Source organism: Streptomyces sp. MP131-18, assembly GCF_001984575.1.
GTDB lineage: Bacteria > Actinomycetota > Actinomycetes > Streptomycetales > Streptomycetaceae > Streptomyces > Streptomyces johnsoniae.
Window position 1 is genome coordinate 579371 of sequence record NZ_LZNS01000001.1, and the last position, 23393, is coordinate 602763.

Genomic DNA, 23393 nt, shown 5'->3' on the forward strand with positions numbered 1-23393 from the left:
CCCCGGTGCCGGCCGCCCGCCGCGGCGCGGCGGGCACCGCCGGTGACTTGTCGGCCTGGACGCGGCCGAGGAGGTAGGCGGCCAGGGGGGCGGGCGCCGGGTGGTCGAAGACGAGCGTGGCCGGCAGCCGCAGCCCGGTCGTGGCGGCGAGCCGGTTGCGCAGTTCGACGCCGCCCATGGAGTCGAGTCCGATGTCCTTGAACGGCCGGTCCGCGGGGATCGCGTCGCCGCGGGAGTGCCCGAGGACGCCCGCGGCCGTGTCGCGGACGACACGCAGGACCGCCGCCTCCCGTTCGTCGGCGGGCAGCGCGACGATCTGCCCCGCCCAGGCCGGCTGGTCCCCGCCCGATCGACGCGCGCGTGCGGCGGGCCGGGCGGGCGCGGGCAGCAGGGTCCGCAGCAGGGTCGGCACCTCGGCCGGTACGGCACGGGACATCCGCAGGGATACGGGCGCGAGGAGCGGGCTGGGCGTGGCGAGTGCCCGGTCGAACAGGGCGAGACCCTGCTCCGCGCCCAGCGGCGTCACGCCGGACCGCGCCCAGCGGGCGCGTTCGGCCTCGCCGAGCGTTCCGCCCATGCCCCGGTCCTCGTCCCACAGCCCCCAGGCGAGCGAGGTGGCCGGCAGGCCGTGGGCGGCGCGGTGCTGGGCGAGGGCGTCGAGATAGCTGTTCGCGGCGGCGTAGTTGGCCTGGCCCGCGGTGCCGGTGAGGCCGGAGACGGAGGAGAACAGCACGAACGCCCGCAGGGCGGAGTCGCGCGTCAGGTCGTGCAGATGCCGGGCCGCGTCGGCCTTGGGCCGCAGGACGGCGTCGAGCCGCTCGGGCGTCAGCGCCAGCGCGGTCGCGTCGTCCAGGACGCCTGCGGTGTGGATCACGGCGGTCAGCGGGTGGGCGGCGGGCACGGTGGCGAGCAGCGCGGCGACGGCGTCGCGGTCGGCGACGTCGGCGGCCTCGATGCGGACCTCGGCGCCCAGGCCGCTCAGTTCGGCGGCGAGTTCGGCGGCGCCCGGCGCGGCGGGGCCGCGGCGGCCGACGAGCAGCAGGTGGCGCGCGCCGTGCGCGGTGACGAGGTGGCGGGCGAGGAGCGAGCCGAGCCCGCCGGTCCCGCCGGTGACGAGCACGGTGCCCTCCGGGTCGATCGCCGCGGCCGGCCCGGCCGGCGGCGGTGCGGCCCGCACCAGGCGGGGCGCGCGCAGCACGCCGTCGCGGACGGCGAGTTGCGGCTCCGCGGTGGCCACGGCGGCCGGCAGCGCGGCGGCTGCTTCTCCGGAACTTTCGACGTCGATCAGCGTCACCCGGTCCGGGTGCTCGGACTGGACGGACCGCACCAGGCCCCACACGGCGGCGGCGCCGAGGTCGGTGACGTCCTCGCCCGTCCGCGCGGCGACCGCGCCCGAGGTGACCACGACCAGCCGGGCGTCGGCGAACGCCTCCCGGGACAGGAAGTCCTGGACCAGGCGCAGGACGCGCCGCGCCGCCGCGTGCCCCCCGGCGTCCTCGTCGCCCCCGGACTGCCGCACGACGACCACGTCGGCCCCCTCGACCGGGGAGAGGTCGTCCCCCGCCTCGGCCCAGTGCTGGGCCGGGTCCGGCGGCCGCGGGGCGGTGACCTCCTGCCACCGCACCTCGTACAGGGCGTCGGCCGTGTGCCGGGCGGCGTCGCCGAGCCGTTCCCTGGCCACGGGCCGCAGCACGAGCGACTCCACGTGGGCGACGGGCGCGCCGGTCCCGTCGGCGAGGGTGAGGGCAAACGTGTCGGGGCCGCGCGGGCTGATGCGGGCGCGGAGTTCGGTGGCGCCCGCGGCGTGCAGGGTGACGCCGGTCCAGCTGAACGGCAGCCGGATCGTGTCCTGTCCGGCCCCGGCCGCCGCGGCGAGCACCAGCGGGTGCAGGACGGCGTCGAGGAGCGCGGGGTGGGTGGCGAAGCCGCCCGCCGATGCGTGCAGTGCCCCGGGCAGCCGCACCTCGGCGCACAGGTCGTCGCCCGCGCGCCAGAGGCCGGTCAGGCCGCGGAAGGCGGGCCCGTAGGCGTAGCCGAGCGCGGCGAGCCGCTCGTACGCGTCCTCGACGGGCTCCGGAGCGGCGTCCGCGGGCGGCCACGCGGCAGACTCCGGCCGCGCGGCGGCGGCGTCCGCCGGCTCCCGGTCGAGCAGGACGCCGGTGGCGTGCCGGGTCCACCGGCGTTCGCGGTCGTCGCCGCCGTCCGGGCAGGCGTGGACGCTGAACGGCCTGCCGCCGCCCGCGTCGGGGGCGCCGACGGTCACCTGCACGCGGGCGGCCCGGTCGGGGAACAGCGGCAGCGGCGCCTCGACGGTCAGCTCGCCCACGTGCGGGGCACCGAGGTGGTCGCCCGCGGCCACGGCCAGTTCGAGGAAGGCGGTGGCCGGGACCAGCACGGTGCCCGCGATGGTGTGGTCGGCCAGCCAGGGGTGGCCGGACAGGGAGATGCGGCTGGTCAGAACGGCCTCGCCGCGTTCCGCGAGGTCGACCGCGGCGGTGAGCAGCGGGTGGTCCGCCGGGTCGAGGCCGAGGCTGCGCGCGTCGGCCGGGGTCTTCTGGGCGAGCCAGAAGTGCTCCCGCCGGAACGCGTAGGTGGGCAGCTCCGCGGGGGCCGCGCCGGGGAAGAAGGTGGCGGCGTCCAGGGGCGCACCGGCCGCGTGGGCGCGGGCCATGCCCAGGGCAGCGGTGCGGGCCTCGGGGCGGCCCTTGCGCAGCAGCGGCACGGCCGTGGCCCCGGTGTCGGCCAGGGCTCCCTCGGCCAGGGCGGTCAGCACGGCGTCGGGGCCGAGCTCGACCAGAACGGTGACGCCCTGGCGGGCGAGTTCCTCGGCGGCGGCGCGGAAGCGCACCGCGGCGCGGATCTGACCGGCCCAGTAGCCGGGCGAGGTCAGCTGCTCCGCGGTGGCGATCTCGCCGGTCACGGTGGAGACCAGGGGAATCGCGGGCGGGTGGAACGCGATCCGGGCCGCGGCCTCGCGGAACGCCTCGACGATGCCGTCCATGTGCGGGGAGTGGAAGGCGTGGCTGACCGTCAGCCGGTTGGTCCTGCGGCCCCGTTCGCGCCAGGCGGCGGCGATCTCGTCGACGGCGGCCTCGTCGCCCGAGACGACCACCGAACGCGGGCCGTTGACGGCCGCGATGGCGACGGCCCCCTCGTGGCCCGCGAGCGAGGGCAGGATCTCCTCCTCGTCGGCCTGGACGGCGGCCATGGCGCCGCCCGCCCTTGCCGACTGCATCAGCCGGCCGCGGGCGGCGACGAGCGTCGCGGCGTCGCCGAGGGTGAACACGCCCGCCACATGGGCGGCGGCCAGTTCACCGATCGAGTGGCCGGCCAGCAGGTCCGGCGTCATGCCGTGGTGCTCCAGCATGCGGAAGAGGGCGACCTCGACGGCGAACAGCGCCGGCTGGGTGTACGTCGTCTCGTGCAGCAGCGCCGCCGCGTCGCTGTCCCCGGGCGCGAACAGCACGTCGCGCAGCGGCCGTTCCAGCGTGCCGTCGAAGGCGTCGAAGACGTGGTCGAGCGCGGCGGCGAACACGGGGTGGGCCGCGTACAGTTCCCGGCCCATCCCCGCGCGCTGGGCGCCCTGGCCGGTGAAGAGGAAAGCGGTCCTGCCCGGGGCCGCGCTGCCGCGGACGACATCGGGCGCGGCGCCGTCCGCGGCGCCCTCCGCGACGGTACCGGCGGCCAGGGCGTCGAGTCCGGCCAGGTAGCCGGCGAGGTCGTCGGCGAGGATCACGCCGCGTTCCTCGAAGACGGTGCGCGTCGAGCCAAGGGCGCGCCCGATGGCGGCGGGCGCGGCCCCGTTCCCGAGGTGGGTGCGCAGCCGCGCGGCCTGGGCGCGCAGTGCCGCCTCGTCGCGGCCGGTGAGCACCCAGGGGGCCGGCAGTCCGGGCCCCTGGCCCATGGCGGGCGCGGCGGGCGCGGCGGGGGGTTCGGCGTCCGGGGCGTGCTCGATCACGACGTGTGCGTTGGTGCCGCTGATGCCGAACGAGGAGACGGCGGCCCGCCGCGGCCGGTGCGTGTCCGGCCAGGGCACGGATTCGGTCAGCAGCCGTACGGCGCCGGAGGACCAGGCGACGTGCGGCGTCGGCTCGGCGACGTGCAGCGTCCTGGGCAGGACGCCGTGGCGCATCGCCTGGATCATCTTGATGACGCCGCCGACGCCCGCGGCGGCCTGGGTGTGGCCGATGTTGGACTTCAGCGAGCCGAGGAACACCGGTCCGGCCGCCGCCCGGTCGCTGCCGTAGGTGGCCAGCACGGCCTCGGCCTCGATGGGGTCGCCGAGCTTCGTGCCGGTGCCGTGGGCCTCCACGGCGTCCACGTCGGACGCGTTCAGCCGGGCGTCGGCGAGTGCCTGGCGGATCACGCGCCGCTGGGCGAGCCCGCTGGGCGCGGTAAGGCCGTTGCTGGCGCCGTCCTGGTTGACGGCGGAGCCGCGGATGACGGCGAGGACCTGGTGCCCGTTGCGGCGGGCGTCCGAGAGGCGCTCCACGAGGAGCAGGCCGACGCCCTCGGCCCAGCCGGTGCCGTCGGCGTCCGAGGAGAAGGACTTGCAGCGCCCGTCCGGTGCGAGCCCGCGCTGCCGCGAGAACTCCACGAACATGCCGGGGGACGCCATCACGGTGGCGCCGCCGGCCAGCGCCAGGTTCGTCTCGCCCGACCGCAGGGAGCGGATCGCCAGGTGCAGGGCGACCAGCGAGGACGAGCAGGCGGTGTCCGTCGTCACCGCAGGCCCGAGCAGGCCGAGTTGGTAGGCGATGCGCCCGGACATGACGCTCGCGGTGCTGCCGGTGAGGACGTTGCCCTGGACGCTCGGCGGCGCCTCGGACATCCGGGGCCCGTACTCCAGGGCGGTGCCGCCGACGAAGACGCCGGTGCGGGTGCCGTGCAGGGACCCGGGCACGATCCCGGCCCGCTCGATGGCTTCCCAGGACGTTTCGAGCAGCAGCCGCTGCTGCGGGTCCATGCCGAGCGCCTCGCGCGGCGAGATGCCGAAGAACGCGGCGTCGAACTCGCCCGCGTCGTGCAGGAATCCGCCGTGGCGCACGGCGCTCTTGCCCTGCCGCTCCGGGTCCGGGTCGTACAGGTCCTCGTCCCAGCCGCGGTTGGCGGGGAACGGGCCGATGGCGTCGCGCTCCCCCGCGACCAGCCGCCACAGGTCCTCGGGCGAGGCCACGTCGCCCGGGTAGCGGCAGGCCATGCCGATGACGGCGATCGGCTCGGCCGCATCGGCCGCGCCTGCCTGCGTCTCGGAACGGGCGTCGCCCCCGCCGAGCAGTTCGGCGGCGAGGTAGGCGGTCAGCGCCTCGGGCGTCGGGTGGTCGAAGACGAGGCCGGTGGGCAGGCGCAGCCCGGTGGCGGCGGCCAGGGCCGTGCGCAGCTCGGTGGTCATCATCGAGGTGAAGCCCAGTTCGCGGAACGGCGTCCGCCACTCGATCCGCTGCCCGCCGGGCGCTTCGAGCACCACGGCGGCCAGCTCGTTCACCAGATCGGCGACGGCCCGCTCGCCCTCGGCGGGCGACAGCCCGGCCAGGCGGGCGCGCAGGGAACCGCCGGGCTCCCGCTCCGGCTCCGGCTCCGTGGCGGGGGCGGCGGCCGGGGCGCGGGAGGCGCCCGCCGCGGGGCGCGCCCGCTCCGCCAGCCAGTACCGCTTCCGCTGGAACGCGTAGCCCGGCAGGTCGGTGCGGCGGGCACCGGTGCCCTCGTACAGCGCGGCCCAGTCGGCCTCCGCGCCGCGCACGAACGCGGTCGCGAGGGCGGTGACGGCCGTTTGCGCCTCCGGCCGGTCGCGGCGCAGCACCGGAACGGCCGCGACGGCCCCCGGGTCGAGCACGGAGTCGGCGGCGAGCGAGCTGAGCACGGCGTCGGGGCCCGCCTCGACGAAGGTGGTGACGCCCAGGCTCTCCAGGTGGCGCACCCCGTCCGCGAAGCGGACGGTGCCGCGCAGGTGCCTGGCCCAGTAGTCGGGCGAGGCCAGTTCTCCCGGCGCCGCCCGCACGCCCGTGACGTTGGAGATCACCGGCAGGTGCGGCTCGCGGTAGGTGAGCCGGGCCGCGACCGCGCGGAACTCCGCCAGCACGCCGTCCATGTGCGGCGAGTGGAAGGCGTGGCTGACGGTGAGGTGCTTCACCCGGCGGCCCTGCGCGCCGAGCCGGGCGGCGATGTCCGCGCAGGCGTCCGGGTCTCCGGAGATCACGGTGGCGCGCGGGCCGTTGAGCGCGGCGAGTGACACGCGGTCCTCGCGGCCCGCCAGCAGGGGCAGCACTTCTCCTTCCGTGGCCTCCAGGGCCACCATCGCCCCGTCGGCGCGGGCGGACTGCATCAGGCGGGCGCGTTCCGCGACCAGGGTGGCCGCGTCGGCGAGGTCGAGCACGCCGGAGACGTGGGCGGCGGTCAGTTCGCCGATGGAGTGCCCGGCCAGGAAGTCGGGCCGCAGCCCCCAGGACGCGAGCAGCCGGTAAAGGGCGACCTCGACGGCGAACAGCGCGGGCTGGGTGGCGGCCGTCTCGTCCAGACGCCGCCCGGTGGTGATGGTGTCGGCCAGCGGGTGCGGCAGGTGCGCGTCGAGCGCGGCGGCCACCTCGTCGAACGCGGCGGCGTAGACGGGGAAGGCCGCGTACAGTTCCCGGCCCATCCCGGCCCGCTGCGCGCCCTGGCCGGTGAACAGGACGGCCAGGCCGCCCGGTTCCGCGACGCCGGTCACCAGGCCCGGGGCGGGGCGGCCGGCCGCCAGGGCCGCGACGCCCTCCAGCAGGCCCGCGGCGTCGGGCGCGACGGCGACGGCCCGGTGCCGGAAGAACGTGCGCGTGGTGGCGAGCGACCGCCCCAGATCGGCGGAGGGCTCCGCCGCGCCCCGCCCCCCGGGGGCCGCGAAGGCCGCGAGGCGCCCGGCCTGGGCGCGCAGCGCGGACTCCCCCGCGGCCGTGACCACCCAGGGCAGCACGGCGGGGGCGCCCCCGGCCCGCTCCGCGGCGGCGGCCCCGGCCGGCGGCTCGGCGACCACGACGTGGCAGTTGGTGCCGCCCATGCCGAACGAGCTGACGCCCGCCACCAGCGGGCGGTCCGGGCGCGGCCAGGGGCCCGTCGTCGTCTGCACCCTCAGGCGCAGTTCGTCCAGCGGGATGCGGGGGTTCGGCGTCTCGAAGTTGAGGCTGGCGGGCAGGGTGCGGTGACGGATGCCGAGCAGCGTCTTGATCAGCCCGGCGATGCCCGCCGCGCCCTCCAGGTGCCCGATGTTGGTCTTGACCGAGCCGACGGCCAGCGGCTGCGCCGCGGGGCGGCCCGCACCGAGCACCGCGCCGAGCGCGGCGGCCTCGACCGGGTCGCCGACGGGGGTGCCGGTGCCGTGCAGTTCCACGTACTGGACCTGGTCGGCGGGAACGGCGGCCCGTTCGTACGCCGCCCGCAGCACCTCTTCCTGGCCCGCGCGTCCTGGCACGGTGAGGCCGTCCGTGGCGCCGTCGTTGTTGACGGCGCTGCCGTGGATGACGCCGTGCACGCGGTCCCCGTCGGCCAGCGCCTGCCGCAGCCGTTTGAGGACGAGGACGCCGCCGCCCTCGCCGGGGACGAAGCCGTTGGCCCTGGCGTCGAACGTGTAGGTGACGCCGTCGGGCGACAGCGCGCCGAACCGTTCCTCGGTGACGGTGTTCTCCGCCAGCAGATTCAGGTTCACGCCGGCGGCCAGGGCGACCGTCGACTCGCCGCCGCGCAGGCTCTCGCAGGCCAGGTGGACGGCGACGAGCGAGGAGGACTGGGCGGAGTCGACGGTCAGGCTCGGCCCGCGCAGGCCCAGGTGGTAGGAGACCCGCCCGGCGATGACGCCCCGGTTGACGCCGGTCATGGTGTGCTGGGTGACCGCGTCGGTGCCCTGCTGGTACAGCAGGGCCGTGTAGTCGTCGCGCAGGGTGCCGACGAACACCGCGGTGCGGGTGTCGCGCAGGGACGCCGGTACGATGCCCGCGTCCTCCAGTGCCTCCCAGGCCAGTTCGAGGACGAGCCGCTGCTGCGGGTCGACCGCGGGTGCCTCGCGGGGGGAAATGGCGAAGAATCCGGCGTCGAAGTCGCCGACGGATTCGAGGAATCCGCCCCGCGTGACGGCGGCCGGTGCGTCCGGCCCCCACCTGTCCTCGGGAACGTCCCGCACGGCGCTCGTGCCGCTGTTCAGCAGGTCCCAGAATTCCGCGGCGTTTTCGGCGCCCGGGAGCCGGCAGGACAGCCCGATGACAGCAATGCGGTCGTCCTCTTCCGCGGGTCCGCCCGCCGAAGCTGCCTGCTCACCCATCATGACGTTCAGCCGCCCTTCCATTCATCGAATCCCCACGACACGAGACGTTGGATCTGCGCACGGGACGCGCGCGACAAAAGCGGGTGGTGTTTTCCGAGTCCGGCACTGCACGCTATCGCCGCAGGCGCATCCGTTCTCCAGCGCGCGGCCACACAGCGGTAATCGGTAATTCCGCGGACGAAGGACACGGCTCGGGGCCGGGGCCGGGGCCGGCACGGAACTGGTGCCGTGCCGGTCCCGGCCGCAGGCCGCGTCAGGTCACGTAAGGCCGCTTCAGGCCGCTTCAGGCCACGGGAATGGCCAGTCGTTTCCCGGTCTGCCCGCGCAGGATGGCGCAGACGTCGGTCAACGCCTCCTCAAGACGGTCGATTTCCGCGTCCGTGAGCAGGACGGAGGGCTCGAAGCGCAGGGTGCTCACCGCGCTCGCGGTGGGGAACGTCCGAATCCGGTGCGCTTGGAGCAGGTGCCCGGCGATCAGGTAACCGAACGTTCCGGAGGCGACCGCGTCGCGGATCAGGGGGTCGGTGGAGCCGGACTGGTCGTGGAATTCGAGGCCGAGCATGAGCCCGCGGCCGCGGATCTCCTTGACGACGTCGGGGAACGTGGCGCGGACCGACTCCAGCATCCCGGCCAGCGCTTCACCGCGTTCGAGGGCCAGGGTGTAGGCCCGGCCGCCGTCGGCTTCCAGGAGTTCGAGGACGGTGAGCGCGATGGGGCAGGAGAAGCCGTCCTTGGCGAAGGTCGAGCTGTGGACCAGCTCGAACTCCTGCCGGTACCTGCTGCCCCGCACGAGCATCACCGCGGCCTTGGCCAGGCCGCCGCCCAGCGACTTGGCGAGCACGTAGTAGTCGGCGCGCAGCCCGAGGTGGGAGCTGGCGAGGAGCCGGCCGACCCGGCCCATGCCGCTCTGGATCTCGTCGACGACGATCGGGCAGCCGGCCGCCGCGGAGAACTCCTGGATCTGCCGCGCGAATTCCTCGGACAGCGGCCTGATGCCGCCCTCGCCCTGGATGGGCTCGACGAGGAAGGCGCACAGGGTGTGGTGGTCGCGCTCGACGAGCCGGACCCCGCCGCCGGTCACGGCCAGGCCGAGCAGGGTACCCGACTCCTCGGCGAGAATGTCCTTCAGCACCTCGGGGCGCTCCCGCGGCACGAAGCGCGCCCCTGCGGCGAGTGCCTGGAAAGGCGCACGGTAGCCCTCGTTGTGGGTCAGCTGGACACTGGTGCCCAGCTTGCCGTGGAAGCCGCCCTCCAGGGCGAGGAAGACGGGCGGCCGCGCGGTCTGCACCGCGTTGCGCCGCGCGATCTCCGCCACGAGGTCCGCCACCGCGTCGCCGTCCCCGGCCGGGCGCGGCACGCCGAGGCGCTGCCACACGCCGGGGTCGACGGCCGCCTCGCCGGCCAGCACGGCGGACCGCGCCCGCGCCGTCGCGGCCTCCAGTTCGCCGGTGACGGCGGAAAGGCGTGAGACCCGGTCCAGTTCGGCATGCTTCACGGCGGCCTCGACGGCCTCGGCGCCGCTGTTGGCGAAGGTGGCGTAATAGGGCTCGGTGTCGCCGAGTTCCCGGTGAATGATCCGGTTCAACTCCAGGACCAGGCGGCTCGCCTGCGGATGCGCGGAGAACTGGGCGAGAACCGGCGTCCCGGTGTCGAGTAGTTCGCGGGCGCGCGCCGTGATGACGGGATGGTTGTGCCCGAAGAACAGGGCCCCGTATCCGCCGGCGTAGTCGATGACGGGTATCTCGGCACCGTCGTCGCCGCGCATGAACAGCGTATTCCCCGCACCGCGGACGTATTCGACGTCGAGCCCGATCGTCGTCAGCCAGGCGCGCAGATTGGGTTCGGCAAGCTCGGTCGCGCCGGATTCAGAATTCATGCCACTCCTTGTCGGACATGAAGCGGATGCCCCCGGCGGATGGCGGCTGCGCTCCTGATGCCCGTGAGATCCTCCGGACATCATCGCGCTTTCACCCCAGTGCGCGGTCACGAGCAAGTCATGCGCCACCATCGGGTTCTCATATGGCTGCCGGAAATGGTCGCCCGATTACCCGGCCCTGCCACCGGAGTTACTGAACGGGGCGCGGGGCCCGCCGGAAGGGGCGGCGGGCTCCGCGCCGTTTCAGACGCCGGTGTCGGCAGGGCTCTTCGGCCGTTCGCTGCGCGCCGCCGACAGCAGGAACTCCACCAGTTGTTCGGTGGTGATCCGCGCCGGCGGGTCGAGGGTGACGGTGGTCGCGTGGCTCTTGCCGCCGGCCCAGGTCGGGCGGCGCAGCAGCAGGTCGGGGGACGCGGCGGCGATGACGACCAGCGAGCCCGACCGGGCGGACTCCGCCAGCTCCTCCACGGCCCGCAGTACCGCGTCGTCGGCGCGGTGCAGGTCGTCCACGCACAGCACGAGCGGAACGCGCCGCGCCGCCTCCTGGAAGAAGCCGCACCACGCGTCGAGCACGTCCTCGGCCGCGCCCGCCCCCGCGCGAGCGCCCGCCACGGTCTCGATCAGCGGCGTGAGCACCGCCAGGTGCCGGCTCGCCGCGGGCCCGTCGGCGAACAGGGCGCGGACCTTGGCGGCGAGCGCCGCCCTGGCCACCACCACGTCGTCCGCCGGCCTGACGCCGCAGTAGGCGGCGAGGGTCTGGGCCTGTGCGAGGAGCGGGTCCTCGTGCGGGGCGGTGGGGGCCCGGCCCGCCAGGAAGAGGGTGGGCTCCGGCTGGGAGGCGATCAGATGCCCGAAGTCCCCGAGCATGCGGCTCTTGCCCGTGCCCGGCCCGCCCAGAACGGTGATCAGGTGCGGGACGGAACGGTGCCTGGTGCGTTTCACCAGCCCGTGCAGGACGTCGAGTTCGTACCCGCGGTCCTGTCCGCCGGGGCGGCCGTCCGGGGTCTCGGACCAGGCACCGATGGCGCGCCAGCCCGCCGAGGGCGGATCGGCCTGGTGGTAGACGATGGTGTTCTCCGTCGCCCGGCGGATCGCGTCGTTGACCCGCACCTCGCCCGCGGGGACGCCCTGGAGCAGCGACTGCGACTCGTCCAGCACGCCGCCGACGACCGTGGGGGTGGCGGTCTGGCCGCGGCGGCGCAGCAGGACCTGGCCCATGCTGACGGAGACGTGGACGCTGAACCGGGCGTGTCCGGCGCCGGTTTCGTCGCACACGTCCAGCGCGTCGCGGATGGCGAGACCGGCGAGCACGGCCTGTCTCGCGTCGTCATCGGCCGGCTCATGGACCCCGAACAGGGCCAGCGAGACGGAGCCCATGGAGGCCATCACGGTGCCCCCGAAGCGTTCGATCTGCTCGCCGACGACGAGCGTCACCCCGTCCATGAGGTCGTCCCTGTCCTCGCGGACGCCGGTGCTGAGGGAGGGGGCCATCCAGGTGCGCACCGCGACGACACTGACCCGCCTGCGGTCGACGTCCGGCTGCCGGACCGCCGCGGCGCCGCCGTTGCCGGAGGCGGGCGCGGTGACCCGGGGCGTCTGCGCCGCCGGGGCGGCGGGCCGGCGGGGGCGGGCCTGCTCGCGGGCGCCGGGTGCGGAGGCGGCCACCAGCTCCGGTTCCCTGACGGGCTCGCCCGCCATTTCCCGCAGGACGTCGCCTGCCCCGGTGCGGGTCTGCGACAGCGCCGGGTCCTGGGTGAGGATCGCGCGCTGGAACCGCTGGAGTTCGCGGCCCGGCTCCAGGCCGAGTTCCTCGACGAGGGCGGAGCGCACCCGGCTGTAGGCGTTGAGCGCGTCGGCCTGCCGCCCGCAGCGGTAGAGCGCCAGCATCAGCTGGGCGCATGAACGTTCCCGCAGCGGCTCGGCCTGCGAGATCGTCTCCAGTTCGGCGAGGACGGTGCTGTGGCGGCCGCAGGCCAGTTCGGCGTCGAAGTAGTCCTCCATGGCGTCCAGCCGCAGGCTCTGGAGCGCGCCGAGCTCGGGCCAGTCGATGCCGACCTCGACCAGGTCGGCCAGCACGGGACCGCGCCACAGCGCGAGCGCGTCCCGCAGCAGCGCGGCCGCCTGCTCCACCGCGCCTTCCGCCTGCTTTTCACGCCCCTGGCGCACCCACTTGTGGAAGAGGTACATGTCGACCTGCTCCGGGTCCACCCGCATCATGTAGCCGGGCGGCCGGGTGAGCAGGGTGGCGCTCTCGCCTCCCGCGGCACGCCCGCCGGCCAGGATGCCGCGCAGGCTGTAGACCGCGTTCTGAAGGATCTTGCGTCCGGTCGTCGGCGCGTCGTCCACGCCCCACAGGGCGTTGAGCAACTGGCTGGTCGCCACAACCCTATTGGCCTGTAATAAGAGGAAACCCAGGGTGGCGCGCTGCTTCGTGCCGCCCAGGGCCACGGGCCCGTCGCTGCCGACCACTTCGAGCGGGCCCAGTATTCGGAACTGCATCGATCCCCCACTTCGCACCAACCGGTGGTCGCGCCGCCGGTGGGCGGGCGCGCTCAGCCATGCCGCGACGCCCGCCTATCGGCAGACGTCAAAAACCATGGTGGATGGGGGTACTCCAAGCCCACACAAACCTTGGCCAAGGGGCAGGCCCGCCCGGCGCGGCGCGGGCGGGAAAGGGCCGGCGCCGGTGCGCAGGCCGGATGCGGCGCGGGCGAACGGGGCACGGCCGAACGGCGGCCGGGCACGAACCCGGCCGATGGCCGACCGGTCGGCGCAGTCTACGCAACGGCCGCACCGGGCCCGCGCGCGGGTTGCGTCAACGGCGGGGCACGGCCCGCGGCACGGCCGCGGCTACCGGTCCGCGTCCGGCGTCGGCGCGACCGCGGCCAGCCCTTCGTCCAGCCACCACAAGTCGAGCTTCGCCGTCTCGTCGGCGTGCCAGACCTCCAGGCCCGTCCCCTTGGCATTCAGCGCGGCCAGGCCCTGCTGCGCGGACAGGCGCGGCAGCATCACCTGCCAGAACCCGGTGACGGAGCGCCGCAGGGGCCACTCGGGGTCGCTGCGCGCGAGCACCGCGATGCCCACCACGGCGGCCGTGATCGCCCCGACCGCGTCCTCGAGCGACACGTCCGCCGCCAGACTGCCCTGACCGCTGGCGAAATTCAGCATTCCCCTGACCCAATTCCGCCACTCCAGCCACAGCTTGACCCCGGCGTCCCAGGTCAGGTCGTTGCCGAGGCCGAATCCCGCGCGCAGGACGACGTCCTCCTCCAGGCGCTGGGCCAGGAAGTGCGAGGCGTCGACGAGAAGTTGCAATGGCGCGTCGTGTCCGAGCGGACAATGGGCGATGATGCGGTGGAGCGTGTGCGCGGCGGCGGCCTCCACCGCCTCGCCCAACTCCTTTTTACTGCTGAAGTGAAAGTGCAGGGCCCCGGTGCTCACACCCGCCCGGCTGCTGATCTCGGCCAGCGAGGAATGCGCGAACCCGCCCCGGTCGAAAGCCTCGGCCGCCGAACGGATCAACTCCTGGCGTGTGCGCATCGCGCGGTCCTGCCTGGCCATCCAGTCGCTCCGTGAGTCAAGATCAAGCGGTGTACACCGACGCACACAGGGGGATCGACCTTAGCAGACCCACTGTATGGCACTGATCAACAGACCGTCATGTCTGGCTAAAGTGGCGCGGGCCCGATGTGCGGCGATCGAAACAACGGGGCACGTGGGGCACCTTGGGGCGCCCGTATGGAAGGACTTCCGGCCACCCCTTGGGTAACATCGCGCCGGGCCGAGGCGATTGCCGAATGACGGGCGAGGAGAAGGCGGGGCGGGCGTTGACCACCGAGCGGTTGCGGGTGCCCGTCGGCGCCGACGCCGAACGGTGGGTGACCCGGCGGGCGGCGCGGCGCGCCCTGTTCGTGGTGCACAACGTGACCTCCGCGACCCGCCTGCTGGACGTCCTGCCGCTGCTCGACAGCGATCCACGCCTCCAGCTGCTGGCCACCTGCACCGGTTCCTCGCCGTTCCTCGCGGGCGTTCCCGAGGCGCTGGAGACGATGGGGCTGCCCGTGCTGCCCTGGGAGCAGGCGGTGCGGCTGCCGGTGCACCTGGCCGTCACGGCCAGTTACGGCGGCGGGCTGCACGCACTGCCCGGCCGCCTGGTGACCCTGTCACACGGGGTGGGTTACAACAAGAAATTACGGTCGGCGTCCGGTGCGGACGGGCCGGCGGCCTTTGGCTTCGGCCCCGAGTGGCAGCTGCACGGGGGCCGGCCGATAGCGGCCGCGACCGTTCTCTCGCACCCCGAGCAGGTGGAGCGGCTGGCCGCGGCCTGCCCCGAGGCCGCACCGACCGCCGTGCTCGCCGGTGACCCGTGCTACGACCGGATTCTGGCCGAACTGCCGCTGCGTGAACGGTTCCGGCGGGCGTTCGGCGTGGCCCGCGGGCAGCGGCTGGTCGTGGTCAACTCCACCTGGGGGCAGCGTTCCCTGTTCGGCGACGGCGGCGAGGCCGACCCGCTGCTCTCGCTGCTGCCGCGGCTGACCGCGGAGCTGCCGGCCGACGAGTACCGCGCGGCCGCCGTGCTGCACCCCAACGTCTGGCACGGGCACGGCCCCGGACAGGTGCGGGCCTGGCTCGCGGAGGCGCGCCGCGGCGGGCTGACGCTCATCCCGCCGCTCGGGCCGTGGCGGCAGGCGCTCATCGCCGCCGACTGCGTCATCGGCGACCACGGCTCCGTCACGTTCTACGCGGCGGCGATCGGCCGCCCCGTGCTCATGGCCGCCTTTCCCGACGAGGACCTGGACCCCGGCTCCCCCGTCGCCTCCCTGGGCCGGGCCGCGCCGCGGCTGGCCCCGCACCGCGGGCTGCGCGCGCAGCTGGACGAGCTGATGGGGCGGCACGTGCCCGGCCGCTACGCGGCGCTCGGCGCCCTGTCAAGTTCGGCCCCCGGCGGCTCAGCGGCCCTGCTGCGCACGCTGTTCTACGACCTGCTCGGCCTGCCGGAGCCGCACGGGCGGCCCGCCGCCCTGGCCCGGCTGCCCCTGCCCTCCCCGGCGGCCGAGGAACGCACCGCGCCGCTGCGCGTCCTGACCCGGGTGTGCGCGGGCGCGGCGCCCGAGGTCGCGGTGGCCCGCCACGCCGGCGCCACGGCGGAGCCGGCGGTGGACGGCTTCGAGGACGCCCACACGGTGGTGCACGAGGACGGGCTCGACGTCACGCGTCTTGAGGTCGCCGACGTGATCGTGCGGTACGGCGCCGTGGACGATCCGCGGACGGGCCCCCCGCGGGCGTGGGCGGCGGAGGTCCTGGGGCGGCACCGGCACTGCCGGCTGGCCGCGTACGTCACCGGGCCCGACAGCTGCACCGTCCTGGTGCGCGGCGGCCGGGTGTTGCGGCTGACGGCGGAGCCGGAACCGTCCGGCCGCGTGGACCTGTGCGACCCGGCCGCCTACGCCTCGGCGCTCCACGCCTGGCTGACGGCGGGGAGTTCACTCCCCGGCGGCCTTGTGGTGCGGACCGGCGGGACGCGGCACCGCGTCCGCGTCGAGCCCGGCGGCTGACCACGCCGCGGCGGCGGGCTGCCGGGCGAGGGCCTCCAACTGCCGGACCACGCGGGCGAGCGGCGCCGTCGCGTCGATCTCGGCATCGGCCGTCGCCCGCAGCAGCGGCTCGACCTCGGCCAGGTCGGCCAGGATCGCGGCGCGCTCCTCGGGCCGCTTGCCGTAGGGGTTTCCGGTGCGTGCCGCGCCGCGGTCCATCAGGACCGCGGCGGGCGCGCTCAGCAGCACCACCCGGTCGAACAGCGGGTAGAAGTCCCCCTGGTTGCTCTTGCAGCCCGCAACGAACAGGCTGCCATCGCGGTGCCCGGTGAGCAGATCCTTCATGGCCGCCTCACGCCGCACCCGGTCGGCGGAGCCGTCCGGCAGCGTCACCCAGTGGCTCCACCGGTCGGTGTCGGTGTCGACGGCACGGTGCCCGCGGCCGGCCAGGGCCCGGAGGGCGGTCGACTTGCCAGTGCCCGACATTCCGGTGACCAGGACCTTCGGCATGCCAGGAGCGTACGCGGCGCGCTGCGGTCAGGAGGCTCCGAGGCCGCGCAAACGTTCGTCGATGCGGGCCACGAGGGCGTCGTTCCCCGTCTGCGCGTACAGGGCACGCGCCGTGCGCAGGTGCTCCGCCTCGGCCCGCGGCTCGGAAAGCTCCATGGCGCAGCGCGCCAGCAGCCGCGCGCACTCGGCCTGTTGCATCGGCGCGCCGTCGGCGGCCATCGCGGCGGACGCCTCCCTCAGCGGCGTCCGGGCGGCGCCCGGGTCCCCGGCGTCGAGGAACGTCTCGCCCAGGCTCATTTTCACCCGCGCCTCGTTGTACGGGTCGGGCGCCGGAAGCTCGGTGAACAGTGCGAGAGCGTTGAGCAGTTGGGTCGTGGCCTGGTCCGTGCGGCGCCCCAGGCGCAGCGCCCGCCCGCTGTGGTGGGCCAGGATCGCCAACGCGCGCGGCACGTCGGCGGCCCCGTCCTGGTCCTGGGCGATGAGGCCGAGCCGGTGCCTGGCCTCGGCGAAACGGGACTCGGCCTCCTCGTACCGCCACTGGTCGAGCCGCAGCAGACCCAGCACCTCCAGGGCGGTGGCCTCGCCGCGGTGGTGCCCGGCGCGCCGGTCGGACTCCGCCGCCCGGGCCAGCTGCCGTTCGGCTTCGTCGTACCGCCCGAGCCCCTTGAGGGCGAACGACAGCTGGACCCGCATCCGGCCCTCGGCGCGGGGGTCCCCGAACGCCTCGGCACAGCGCTCGGCCGCGGCCACGCCGCGCTGGTGCGTCTCGGCCCACTGCCGGTGGAAGCCGCATTTGAGGTGCAGGCCCCACAGCGCCTCGCACAGCTGCCAGACCAGGTCGTCGAAGCCGTGCTCGTCCGCGGCACGTACGGCCTCGGCCAGGTTCTCCCGTTCCCGCAGCAGCCAGTCCAGGCCGGTCGCCGCGGACTCGCTCCGGGGCAGGCCGCGTTCGGCGTAGGCAGGGCCGAGCCGCCAACGGCCGGGCAGGACCGCGCTGTCGGCGGCGGCCGCCTCGCGCAGATACCAGCGGACGATGCGGCCCGTGGCGCGCGCGGACTCCTGCGGACCGTCCGTCAGGGCCGCGCGCTGCTCGGCGTGGCGGCGGATGACGTCGTGGTAGCGGTAGCGCTCCTCGCCCGTCTCCTCGACGAGGTGGGCGGCGGCCAGTTCTTCGAGCAGGGCGCGCGCGGCGGCCTCGTCCCCGTCCCCCGCCGCCGCGGCGGCGGCGCCGACGGAGATGTCCGGCCAGGGGCGGAGGCCGAGCAGCCGGTACAGGCGGGCGGCGGGCGCGCCGAGTTCGCGGTAGGACAGGTCGGTGGCCCGGAAGGCCGCGGTGTCGTCCGGCCCGCTGTGCATCGCTCCCTCCCGCCGTTCCCCGTCGCCGTCCCCGCCGCCGTCGCCGGATTCGGCCTCGGTGAAGTCGCGGAGAATCCGCTCCCAGCTGAGGTGTTCCCGCCCCGCGGCGCGCGCACCCGTGGCGCACAGCGTCAGCGGCAGCCCGGCGCACCGCCCGGCGACGGCCTCGGCGTGCTCGCGGCCCTCGGCGACGCGGTCGGGGCCGACGAGGCGGGCCAGCAGGCGCAGCGAGTCCTCCGGCGGGAGCGGGCCGAGCCGGATGACGCGGGCCCCGTGGTCCCTGACCAGCTCGGGCAACCGGTAGCGGCTGGTGACCATCACCAGCGACCGCGGCGCGGCGGTCAGCAGCGGCGCGACCTGCGCCGCCGAATGCGCGTTGTCCAGCAGTACCAGGAGCCGCCGCTCGGCGGTCAGGTCGCGGTAGAGGTCGAGCAGGCGCTGCTCGTCACCGGAGATCCGGCCGGCCGGGACACCGAGAACGGCGAGGAAACGGGCGAGGACGTCGGAGGGGGCGACGGCGGTGGCCGCCGCGGCGCCCCTGAGGTCGGCGTGGAGCTGCCCGTCGGGGAAACGTTCGGCGAGGAGCCGGGCGCAGTGCACGGCGGTCGCGGTCTTGCCGATGCCGCCGGGGCCGATGAGGACCACGATGCCGGGGTGGCCGAGGGCCTCCTCGCCGAGCCCGTCCGCCAGGTCCCGCACGTCGGCGAGCACGTGCTCCCGGTCGGTGAAGACGGCGGTGCCCGGCGGCAGCAGGCGTGGGCGGGCCGTCGCGCCACGCGGACCGCCGGCCCCGCCGACCGCGGCCGAGTCCCGCAGCCACAGCTCCAGGTCGCGGGCGAACGCGGGGTCGCTGGCGGCCTCCTGGAACAGCCGCTCCGCCAGCTCCCGGCGCTCCTGCGGCCCGTCGGGCAGGGCCGTTCCGCCGTCGGCGTCGCGGCGCAGCGATCTGCGCACCAGGCCGGACAGGGCCTCGGACATGCGCCGCCCGAACTCGCCGGTGGCCCCCGACAGGGCGTCGGAGGTCACCGTCTCGACCGCCGACACCACCGCCGACATGGTCAGCAGTTCCATTCAGCCTCCCCCGCCGCGTGGGGAAACACGTTAGCCGACGCGGGAGTTGGTCACACGTCCGGTCCGGCCGGTCACGGCCAGGTGCGGGGCTGCGGGGGCGTGGTGCCGCCGACCAGGTAGCCGGTGAGCACCGCGGCGGCCGGGGCGAGCGCGGCCAGCGGCCAGGTCATGCCGTGCGCGTTCTCCGTCCAGCCCTCCCACATATCGGAAAAGTTGTCGAAGAACATCTCGAACGCGCCCTTCGCGCCGTCGGTCGCCTCGGAGGCCAGCACGGCGGTCGCGAAGGTCTCACCGAGCAGCATGGCGACCACGGCCAGCGCCCCGGCCGTCCAGTAGGCCGCGGGCTGTCCGGGGGCGAGCTTCGCGGCCGGGAGGCCGATCAGGGCGCCCACGGCCGCGGCGAGCCAGGTCAGCTGGGCGACATCGATCTCGGTGTCGCCGTTGCGGGCCGCGTCCTCGATCAGGGACTCGAAGTCGACGACCATGCCCGTGAGGAAGCCGTACAGCAGGGCCAGCGCGAGGGCGGCGGCCGCGCTCACCAGGATGGCCACCCCGGGCTGGGGCCTGCGGGTGTAGGGCGCCGGCGGCGGCGCGGGCGGGCCCATGCCGGGCTGCGGATAGCCGTACCCCGGCTGCTGCGGGTAGCCGTACCCGGGTTGTTGCGGGTAGCCGTACCCGGGCTGTCCCGGCTGCGGCTGGTGTTGGTGCTGCCAAGGCTGGCTCATGATCCCCCCTGTGGCCGTGACGACGTGACGGTCGGCACGGGCTCAGCCGGTGTAGACGACGGTGCAGACCAGGACGGATTCGGCGTCCGCGGTCCACCACCAGTAGGTGTTCTGGTCGTTGGCCGACTGCCGGCACGCGCCGTCCGTCACCGTCGCCGGGGCGGAGTAGACGCCGGTGACGTTGTACAGCTGGCTGTAGGGCGGAACGACGCCGCCCTCGCAGTCCACCCAGCTCATGAGGTTGGCACTGCCGTCCGCCATGCCGAGGAAGCACTGCCCGACCTCGAACTGCCGGGTGACGCAGAGGGCCACGGTCTCGGCCCCCGAGCTGTAGGACAGGTAGGAGCGGCCGGCGTCCACGGGGCAGGCGCCCACCGAGTCCGCCGTGTCCGACACCCAGACGCCGGCACCGTCGTCGTCGCAGGAGACCGGGTCGGGGGTGTCGCTGACCCATTCGGTCTCGGAAATCATCCAGTTGTTGAGACAGTCGCCCGCGGAGACCTGCTGGTACAGCTCCAGCGTCGGGTCCGTCGGCGTGGGCGTCGGGGTGGGGGTCGGAGTGGGCGTCGGCGTGGGTGAGCCGCCGATGTCGCCGAGCCCTTCGGTCGAGCCGCCGCCGGACCCGTCGAAGTCCTGGTCCTCCAGGCCGGGTATCTCGCCGAGGTCCCCGCCGTCGATCGCCCCCGGGCCCCCGATGCCGGGAGCGGCGGCGGATGCGTTGCCGCGCGCGTCGGCGCCGGTGGCCTTGGCGAGGCCGAACGAAAGGGCCACCGCGGCCACGACGACAATGGCGAGGATGCCGAGCCGACGCCCGTCATTGCCGCCCGCGCCCGGCCCCGGGACGGGCCCCGGCTGCCCTGGGACAGGCCCCGGCTGCGGACCCGCGTAGGGCCCGCCTGGTATACCACTCATGCTTCTTCCCCCGTGACACATGCTGTGCTCATGTCCTGCGCGGGTCAGGCTAGCAACCACGGGCCCCCTGGGCACAATTGTTCGCCGGCCGGCTCGTACCAACGCCGTTCAGTCAAGCGTGGGCACTAGTAGCCCTCGGAGCAGAGACCAGTCCAGCCTCCCTCGGGGGAGCGGTGGTTCGGCCACTCCATGGCGCGTCGCGTCTCCGGCCCGTAATCGCCGTCCACCGTGGCGCCCTCGTTGCGCTGGACGAACTCGACGGCCGCCTCGGTGTCCGGGCCATACTCGCCGTCCGCCGCGATGGGCATGGAGTAGCAGCGGCTGATTGCCAGTTGGAGCTGCCGTACGGCCGGGCCCTGAGAGCCGACGCCCATGGTGCAGTTCCGGCTGCCGGTGGCTCCGTTGACGGGCTGACGAAGGTAGATGTCGCTCTGGACGTAGTACTCCTTCCACGTGGTGCACGTCCCCGCCTGGGCGGCGACGTCCTCGGCCGCCGCGCCGGGGGCGAGGGCGAGGGTGACGCCGGTGAGAGCGGTGGCCAGGGACAGGGCGAGGCCCGTGCGCAGGGGCATGGCGGTTCCCTTCGTGCCGGACAGATGCGGCTTTCCTATGGTGGCCGGTCTCTGCGCCCGGAGGGAGGGTCCACCAGACCCCTCCCTTCGACGGGGGCATCCGTACGGCCGTGGGAGCCTCTGCCGTACGCCCGTCATCGTTCGTGATCTGCCTGGTCGGCGAGCGGTGTGCACATGGGAACGGCCACCGCTGACCATCGATGTGCGCGAGGACAATCGAAGATCAGCGGTGGCCGTGGGGTACAGCGCAGATCCTGCCCGTCGGCAGGAGGAATTCGAGTCAGCTCGGCTCTCGACCCGTTCGCCATGGCTCGGTCCCGACATCGTGGTGGGTGGGCGCGAGGACTCTGCCCACGTCGTGCCGGGTGGCTCGGTGCCGATTCCCCAGTTCCCGGTGGCCGGTGGCCGGTCGCGATGCGGCAGGGTCATACCCCCTGCGGCCCTCATGTGATGGATCTTTGTGACGGAGCACGTGATCGTGCGGGGGCCGTCCGCCTGTCCGGCACATCTCAGGTGAGTGAGTCAGTGCGAACACTGTTCGGGGTGGGCCCGACTCGCGGTCGTAGGACTCGGGACCGGTCGGTCCGGGAGCCTTCGGCCGATGCCGCGGGGGACACACGCGCATACGCTGCCGCAGCGAACGTGACCGATCACGAGGAGTGTCCCATGCCCGCCACAGGCCAGAGCCATATCCGTATCGCCCGGCCGTCGCGCGACCTCGCTGCGGCGGAGCACTTCTGGGTCAGCGGGCTCGGGCTGAGCGTGCTGTTCCGAGCGGAGAGCGAAGGCGGACCGGACGAACACGACCTGCTGATGGTCGGCTGGCCGGACGCCTCCTGGCATCTGGAACTCGTCCAGGACGCCGCCGTCGAACCGCGCCCGACCGAGGAAGACCTGCTCGTCGTCTACCTCGGCGAGCAGGTACCGCAAACGGTGCTCTCACGCCTGGAAGCCCACGGCGGTAAGCGCGTGCGGTCGCGTAACCCGTACTGGGACACATGGGGTGCCACCATCGAGGACCCGGACGGCTACCGGCTGGTACTCAGCACCCGCGGCTGGACCAACTCCTAGGCCTGTCCTGTCCTGGGGCGGCCCGCCCGTCGCGGCGATGCGGCAGGCTCCGCGACGGATCGGGACGGGACGGCCCCGCTCACGTGGATACCGCGCGACCGGCTGCCGCACGCGGCGGGAGAGCGGCCTGCTGCCGGGCGTCCCGACCGCCGGCGGCACGGGCGGGGCGCCGCGGGTTCGCCGCGGGCGGAAACGCGGGCGGTCGCGGCGCGGGCGGGCAGGCATGGCGGGGGGGCGGGAGCCCGGTGCGGAGCGAAGGAGTGGCACATGGCGTCGACGGCGGCCTACGACGAGATCGCGGACTGGTACGAGGAGGAGTTCATCGCCGGGCAGCGGTACGGCTCGGGGCGGGACGACCCGCTGGACCTCGACGGACTGCTGCGCGGCATGCTCGGCGAGGGCGAGGGCACCTGCCTGGAGATCGGCTGCGGCACGGGAATCCATGCCGCGCGCGTGCGTTCCCTGGGCCGGACCCCGGTCGGCGTCGACCTCTCCGGCGGGATGCTGCGCCACGCGCGCGGGCGGCTGCCCGCCGCCCGGGCCGACGCGGCGCGGCTGCCGGTCCTGGACGCGTCCGTTCCCGCCGTGCTGGCGATGATGGTGCACACGGACATGCCGCGCTATCCGGCGGTACTGGCCGAGGCCGCGCGCGTGCTGCGACCCGGGGGCGTGCTGGTGCACATCGGTGTGCACCCCTGTTTCTGCGGCGGGTTCGCCGACCGGGGAGACCCGGACGCGGTGGTCATCGGGCCCGGGTATCTCGACGGCCACTGGACGAAGGCGTCGTGGACGGACCGCGGGGTGCGCGACAAGGTCGGGGCCACGCACCTGCCGCTGCCCGAGCTGCTTGGTGTGTTCACCGCCGCGGGCCTGGTGCTGAGCCGGTTCGCCGAGGGCGGGCGGCCCACCCCCGCGGTGCTCGCGGTGCGGGCGGTCAAACCGCACCGGGCCCGCTGACCGCGGCCGGCTGTCGGACCCTGCGGCTACGTTGAGGTCATGGACGAATACGCGGTGCCGGTCCTGCCCAGCCGGGATCTGGCGGAGACGCTGGCCTTCTACACCCACCTCGGCTTCGAGCCGCACGGAGACCCGCCGGAGCGGCACCGGTACCTGATGGTGACCCGGGGGGCGGTCGAGCTGCACTTCTGGCATCACCCGGAGGTGGACCCGCTGTCCACCGCGGCGAGTTGCTACGTGCGCGTGCGGGATGCGGACGCCCTGCACCGCGCCTGGTCCTCGGCCGGGGTGCCGGCCGAGGCGGAGACGGGCAGCCGGCTCGTGCCTCCGGCCGACACGGACTACGGGATGCGCGAGTTCTCCCTCGTGGACCGCAGCGGCAATCTCCTGCGCATCGGAAGCCCGCTCCCCGTCCCCTGACGACCACCGACGGCCGCCTGCCGTGTCAGGTGTTACTCGGCCGGAAGGTGGCGGAGCCCTGTCGGGAGCGGCGCGGCCACAGGATATCTTGATGTCGAGCAATGT

At 74.7% G+C, this 23393-nt stretch carries 13 protein-coding genes; 4 read left to right on the plus strand and 9 right to left on the minus strand.

All coding sequences use genetic code 11. The features are described 5' to 3' along the window. The 4 genes from STBA_RS02575 to STBA_RS02595 all read right to left on the minus strand — a co-directional run. A partial coding sequence (locus tag STBA_RS02575) for a type I polyketide synthase (RefSeq protein WP_253194493.1) occupies positions 1-8305 on the minus strand: 8305 nt, incomplete at its 3' end. Positions 8306-8567: 262 nt separating this feature from the next. After that, entirely contained in the window at positions 8568-10160 is a 1593-nt protein-coding gene (locus STBA_RS02580; RefSeq protein WP_077057668.1) for an aminotransferase class III-fold pyridoxal phosphate-dependent enzyme, read from the minus strand. A gap of 243 nt (positions 10161-10403) precedes the next feature. After that, on the minus strand, positions 10404-12659 hold the full coding sequence (locus tag STBA_RS35455) for a BTAD domain-containing putative transcriptional regulator (RefSeq protein WP_079251674.1): 2256 nt from the start codon (positions 12657-12659) through the stop codon (positions 10404-10406). A 351-nt stretch (positions 12660-13010) separates the two neighbouring features. After that, positions 13011-13721, minus strand: a complete 711-nt coding sequence (locus tag STBA_RS02595; protein WP_077057669.1) for a ScbR family autoregulator-binding transcription factor — start codon at positions 13719-13721, stop codon at positions 13011-13013. 236 nt (positions 13722-13957) lie between these two features. Between STBA_RS02595 and STBA_RS02600 the strand changes: the two genes are divergently transcribed. Then, positions 13958-15715 carry a hypothetical protein gene (locus STBA_RS02600; protein WP_077057670.1) on the plus strand — a complete coding sequence of 586 codons (1758 nt, stop codon included), beginning with the start codon at positions 13958-13960 and terminating at the stop codon, positions 15713-15715. On the opposite strand, the gene STBA_RS02605 is transcribed toward STBA_RS02600, so the two are convergent. From STBA_RS02605 to STBA_RS02625, 5 genes are all read right to left on the minus strand, one after another. Further along, positions 15644-16204 (minus strand): AAA family ATPase, encoded by a 561-nt coding sequence (locus STBA_RS02605; RefSeq protein WP_077057671.1) that lies wholly within the window; start codon positions 16202-16204, stop codon positions 15644-15646. The genes STBA_RS02600 and STBA_RS02605 overlap by 72 nt on opposite strands. 27 nt (positions 16205-16231) lie before the next feature. Then, positions 16232-18631 carry a tetratricopeptide repeat protein gene (locus STBA_RS02610; protein WP_077057672.1) on the minus strand — a complete coding sequence of 800 codons (2400 nt, stop codon included), beginning with the start codon at positions 18629-18631 and terminating at the stop codon, positions 16232-16234. Between the two features lie 71 nt (positions 18632-18702). Further along, a complete protein-coding gene (locus STBA_RS02615) occupies positions 18703-19356 on the minus strand; it encodes a hypothetical protein (RefSeq protein WP_077057673.1) in 654 nt (217 codons plus the stop codon). Between the two features lie 42 nt (positions 19357-19398). Beyond that, complete coding sequence (locus STBA_RS02620; protein ID WP_143659412.1) at positions 19399-20268, minus strand: hypothetical protein; 870 nt, start codon at positions 20266-20268, stop codon at positions 19399-19401. A 125-nt stretch (positions 20269-20393) separates the two neighbouring features. Next, positions 20394-20840: a peptidoglycan-binding domain-containing protein gene (locus STBA_RS02625; protein WP_077057675.1), complete on the minus strand. Its 447-nt coding sequence runs from the start codon at positions 20838-20840 to the stop codon at positions 20394-20396. A gap of 666 nt (positions 20841-21506) precedes the next feature. On the opposite strand from STBA_RS02625, the gene STBA_RS02630 reads away from it, so the two are divergent. The 3 genes from STBA_RS02630 (at position 21507) to STBA_RS02640 (ending at position 23288) form a co-directional block, all read left to right on the plus strand. Further along, entirely contained in the window at positions 21507-21911 is a 405-nt protein-coding gene (locus STBA_RS02630) for a VOC family protein (protein ID WP_077057676.1), read from the plus strand. A gap of 267 nt (positions 21912-22178) precedes the next feature. Next, positions 22179-22868, plus strand: coding sequence for a class I SAM-dependent methyltransferase (locus tag STBA_RS02635; protein ID WP_077057677.1), 690 nt, complete (start codon positions 22179-22181; stop codon positions 22866-22868). Positions 22869-22907: 39 nt separating this feature from the next. Then, a complete protein-coding gene (locus STBA_RS02640; protein WP_077057678.1) occupies positions 22908-23288 on the plus strand; it encodes a VOC family protein in 381 nt (126 codons plus the stop codon). The last annotated feature ends 105 nt before the right edge of the window (positions 23289-23393 follow it).

Excerpts from the sequence above, each read along its gene's own strand:
- STBA_RS02615 (WP_077057673.1), bottom strand. The coding sequence starts at position 19,356 with ATGAGCCAGCCTTGGCAGCACCAACACCAGCCGCAGCCGGGACAGCCC.
- STBA_RS02635 (WP_077057677.1), top strand. The coding sequence starts at position 22,179 with ATGGCGTCGACGGCGGCCTACGACGAGATCGCGGACTGGTACGAGGAG.
- STBA_RS02640 (WP_077057678.1), top strand. The coding sequence starts at position 22,908 with ATGGACGAATACGCGGTGCCGGTCCTGCCCAGCCGGGATCTGGCGGAG.
- STBA_RS02625 (WP_077057675.1), bottom strand. The coding sequence starts at position 20,840 with ATGCCCCTGCGCACGGGCCTCGCCCTGTCCCTGGCCACCGCTCTCACC.
- STBA_RS02595 (WP_077057669.1), bottom strand. The coding sequence starts at position 13,721 with ATGGCCAGGCAGGACCGCGCGATGCGCACACGCCAGGAGTTGATCCGT.
- STBA_RS02600 (WP_077057670.1), top strand. The coding sequence starts at position 13,958 with ATGACGGGCGAGGAGAAGGCGGGGCGGGCGTTGACCACCGAGCGGTTG.
- STBA_RS02620 (WP_143659412.1), bottom strand. The coding sequence starts at position 20,268 with ATGAGTGGTATACCAGGCGGGCCCTACGCGGGTCCGCAGCCGGGGCCT.
- STBA_RS35455 (WP_079251674.1), bottom strand. The coding sequence starts at position 12,659 with ATGCAGTTCCGAATACTGGGCCCGCTCGAAGTGGTCGGCAGCGACGGG.
- STBA_RS02610 (WP_077057672.1), bottom strand. The coding sequence starts at position 18,631 with ATGGAACTGCTGACCATGTCGGCGGTGGTGTCGGCGGTCGAGACGGTG.
- STBA_RS02630 (WP_077057676.1), top strand. The coding sequence starts at position 21,507 with ATGCCCGCCACAGGCCAGAGCCATATCCGTATCGCCCGGCCGTCGCGC.
- STBA_RS02605 (WP_077057671.1), bottom strand. The coding sequence starts at position 16,204 with ATGCCGAAGGTCCTGGTCACCGGAATGTCGGGCACTGGCAAGTCGACC.
- STBA_RS02580 (WP_077057668.1), bottom strand. The coding sequence starts at position 10,160 with ATGAATTCTGAATCCGGCGCGACCGAGCTTGCCGAACCCAATCTGCGC.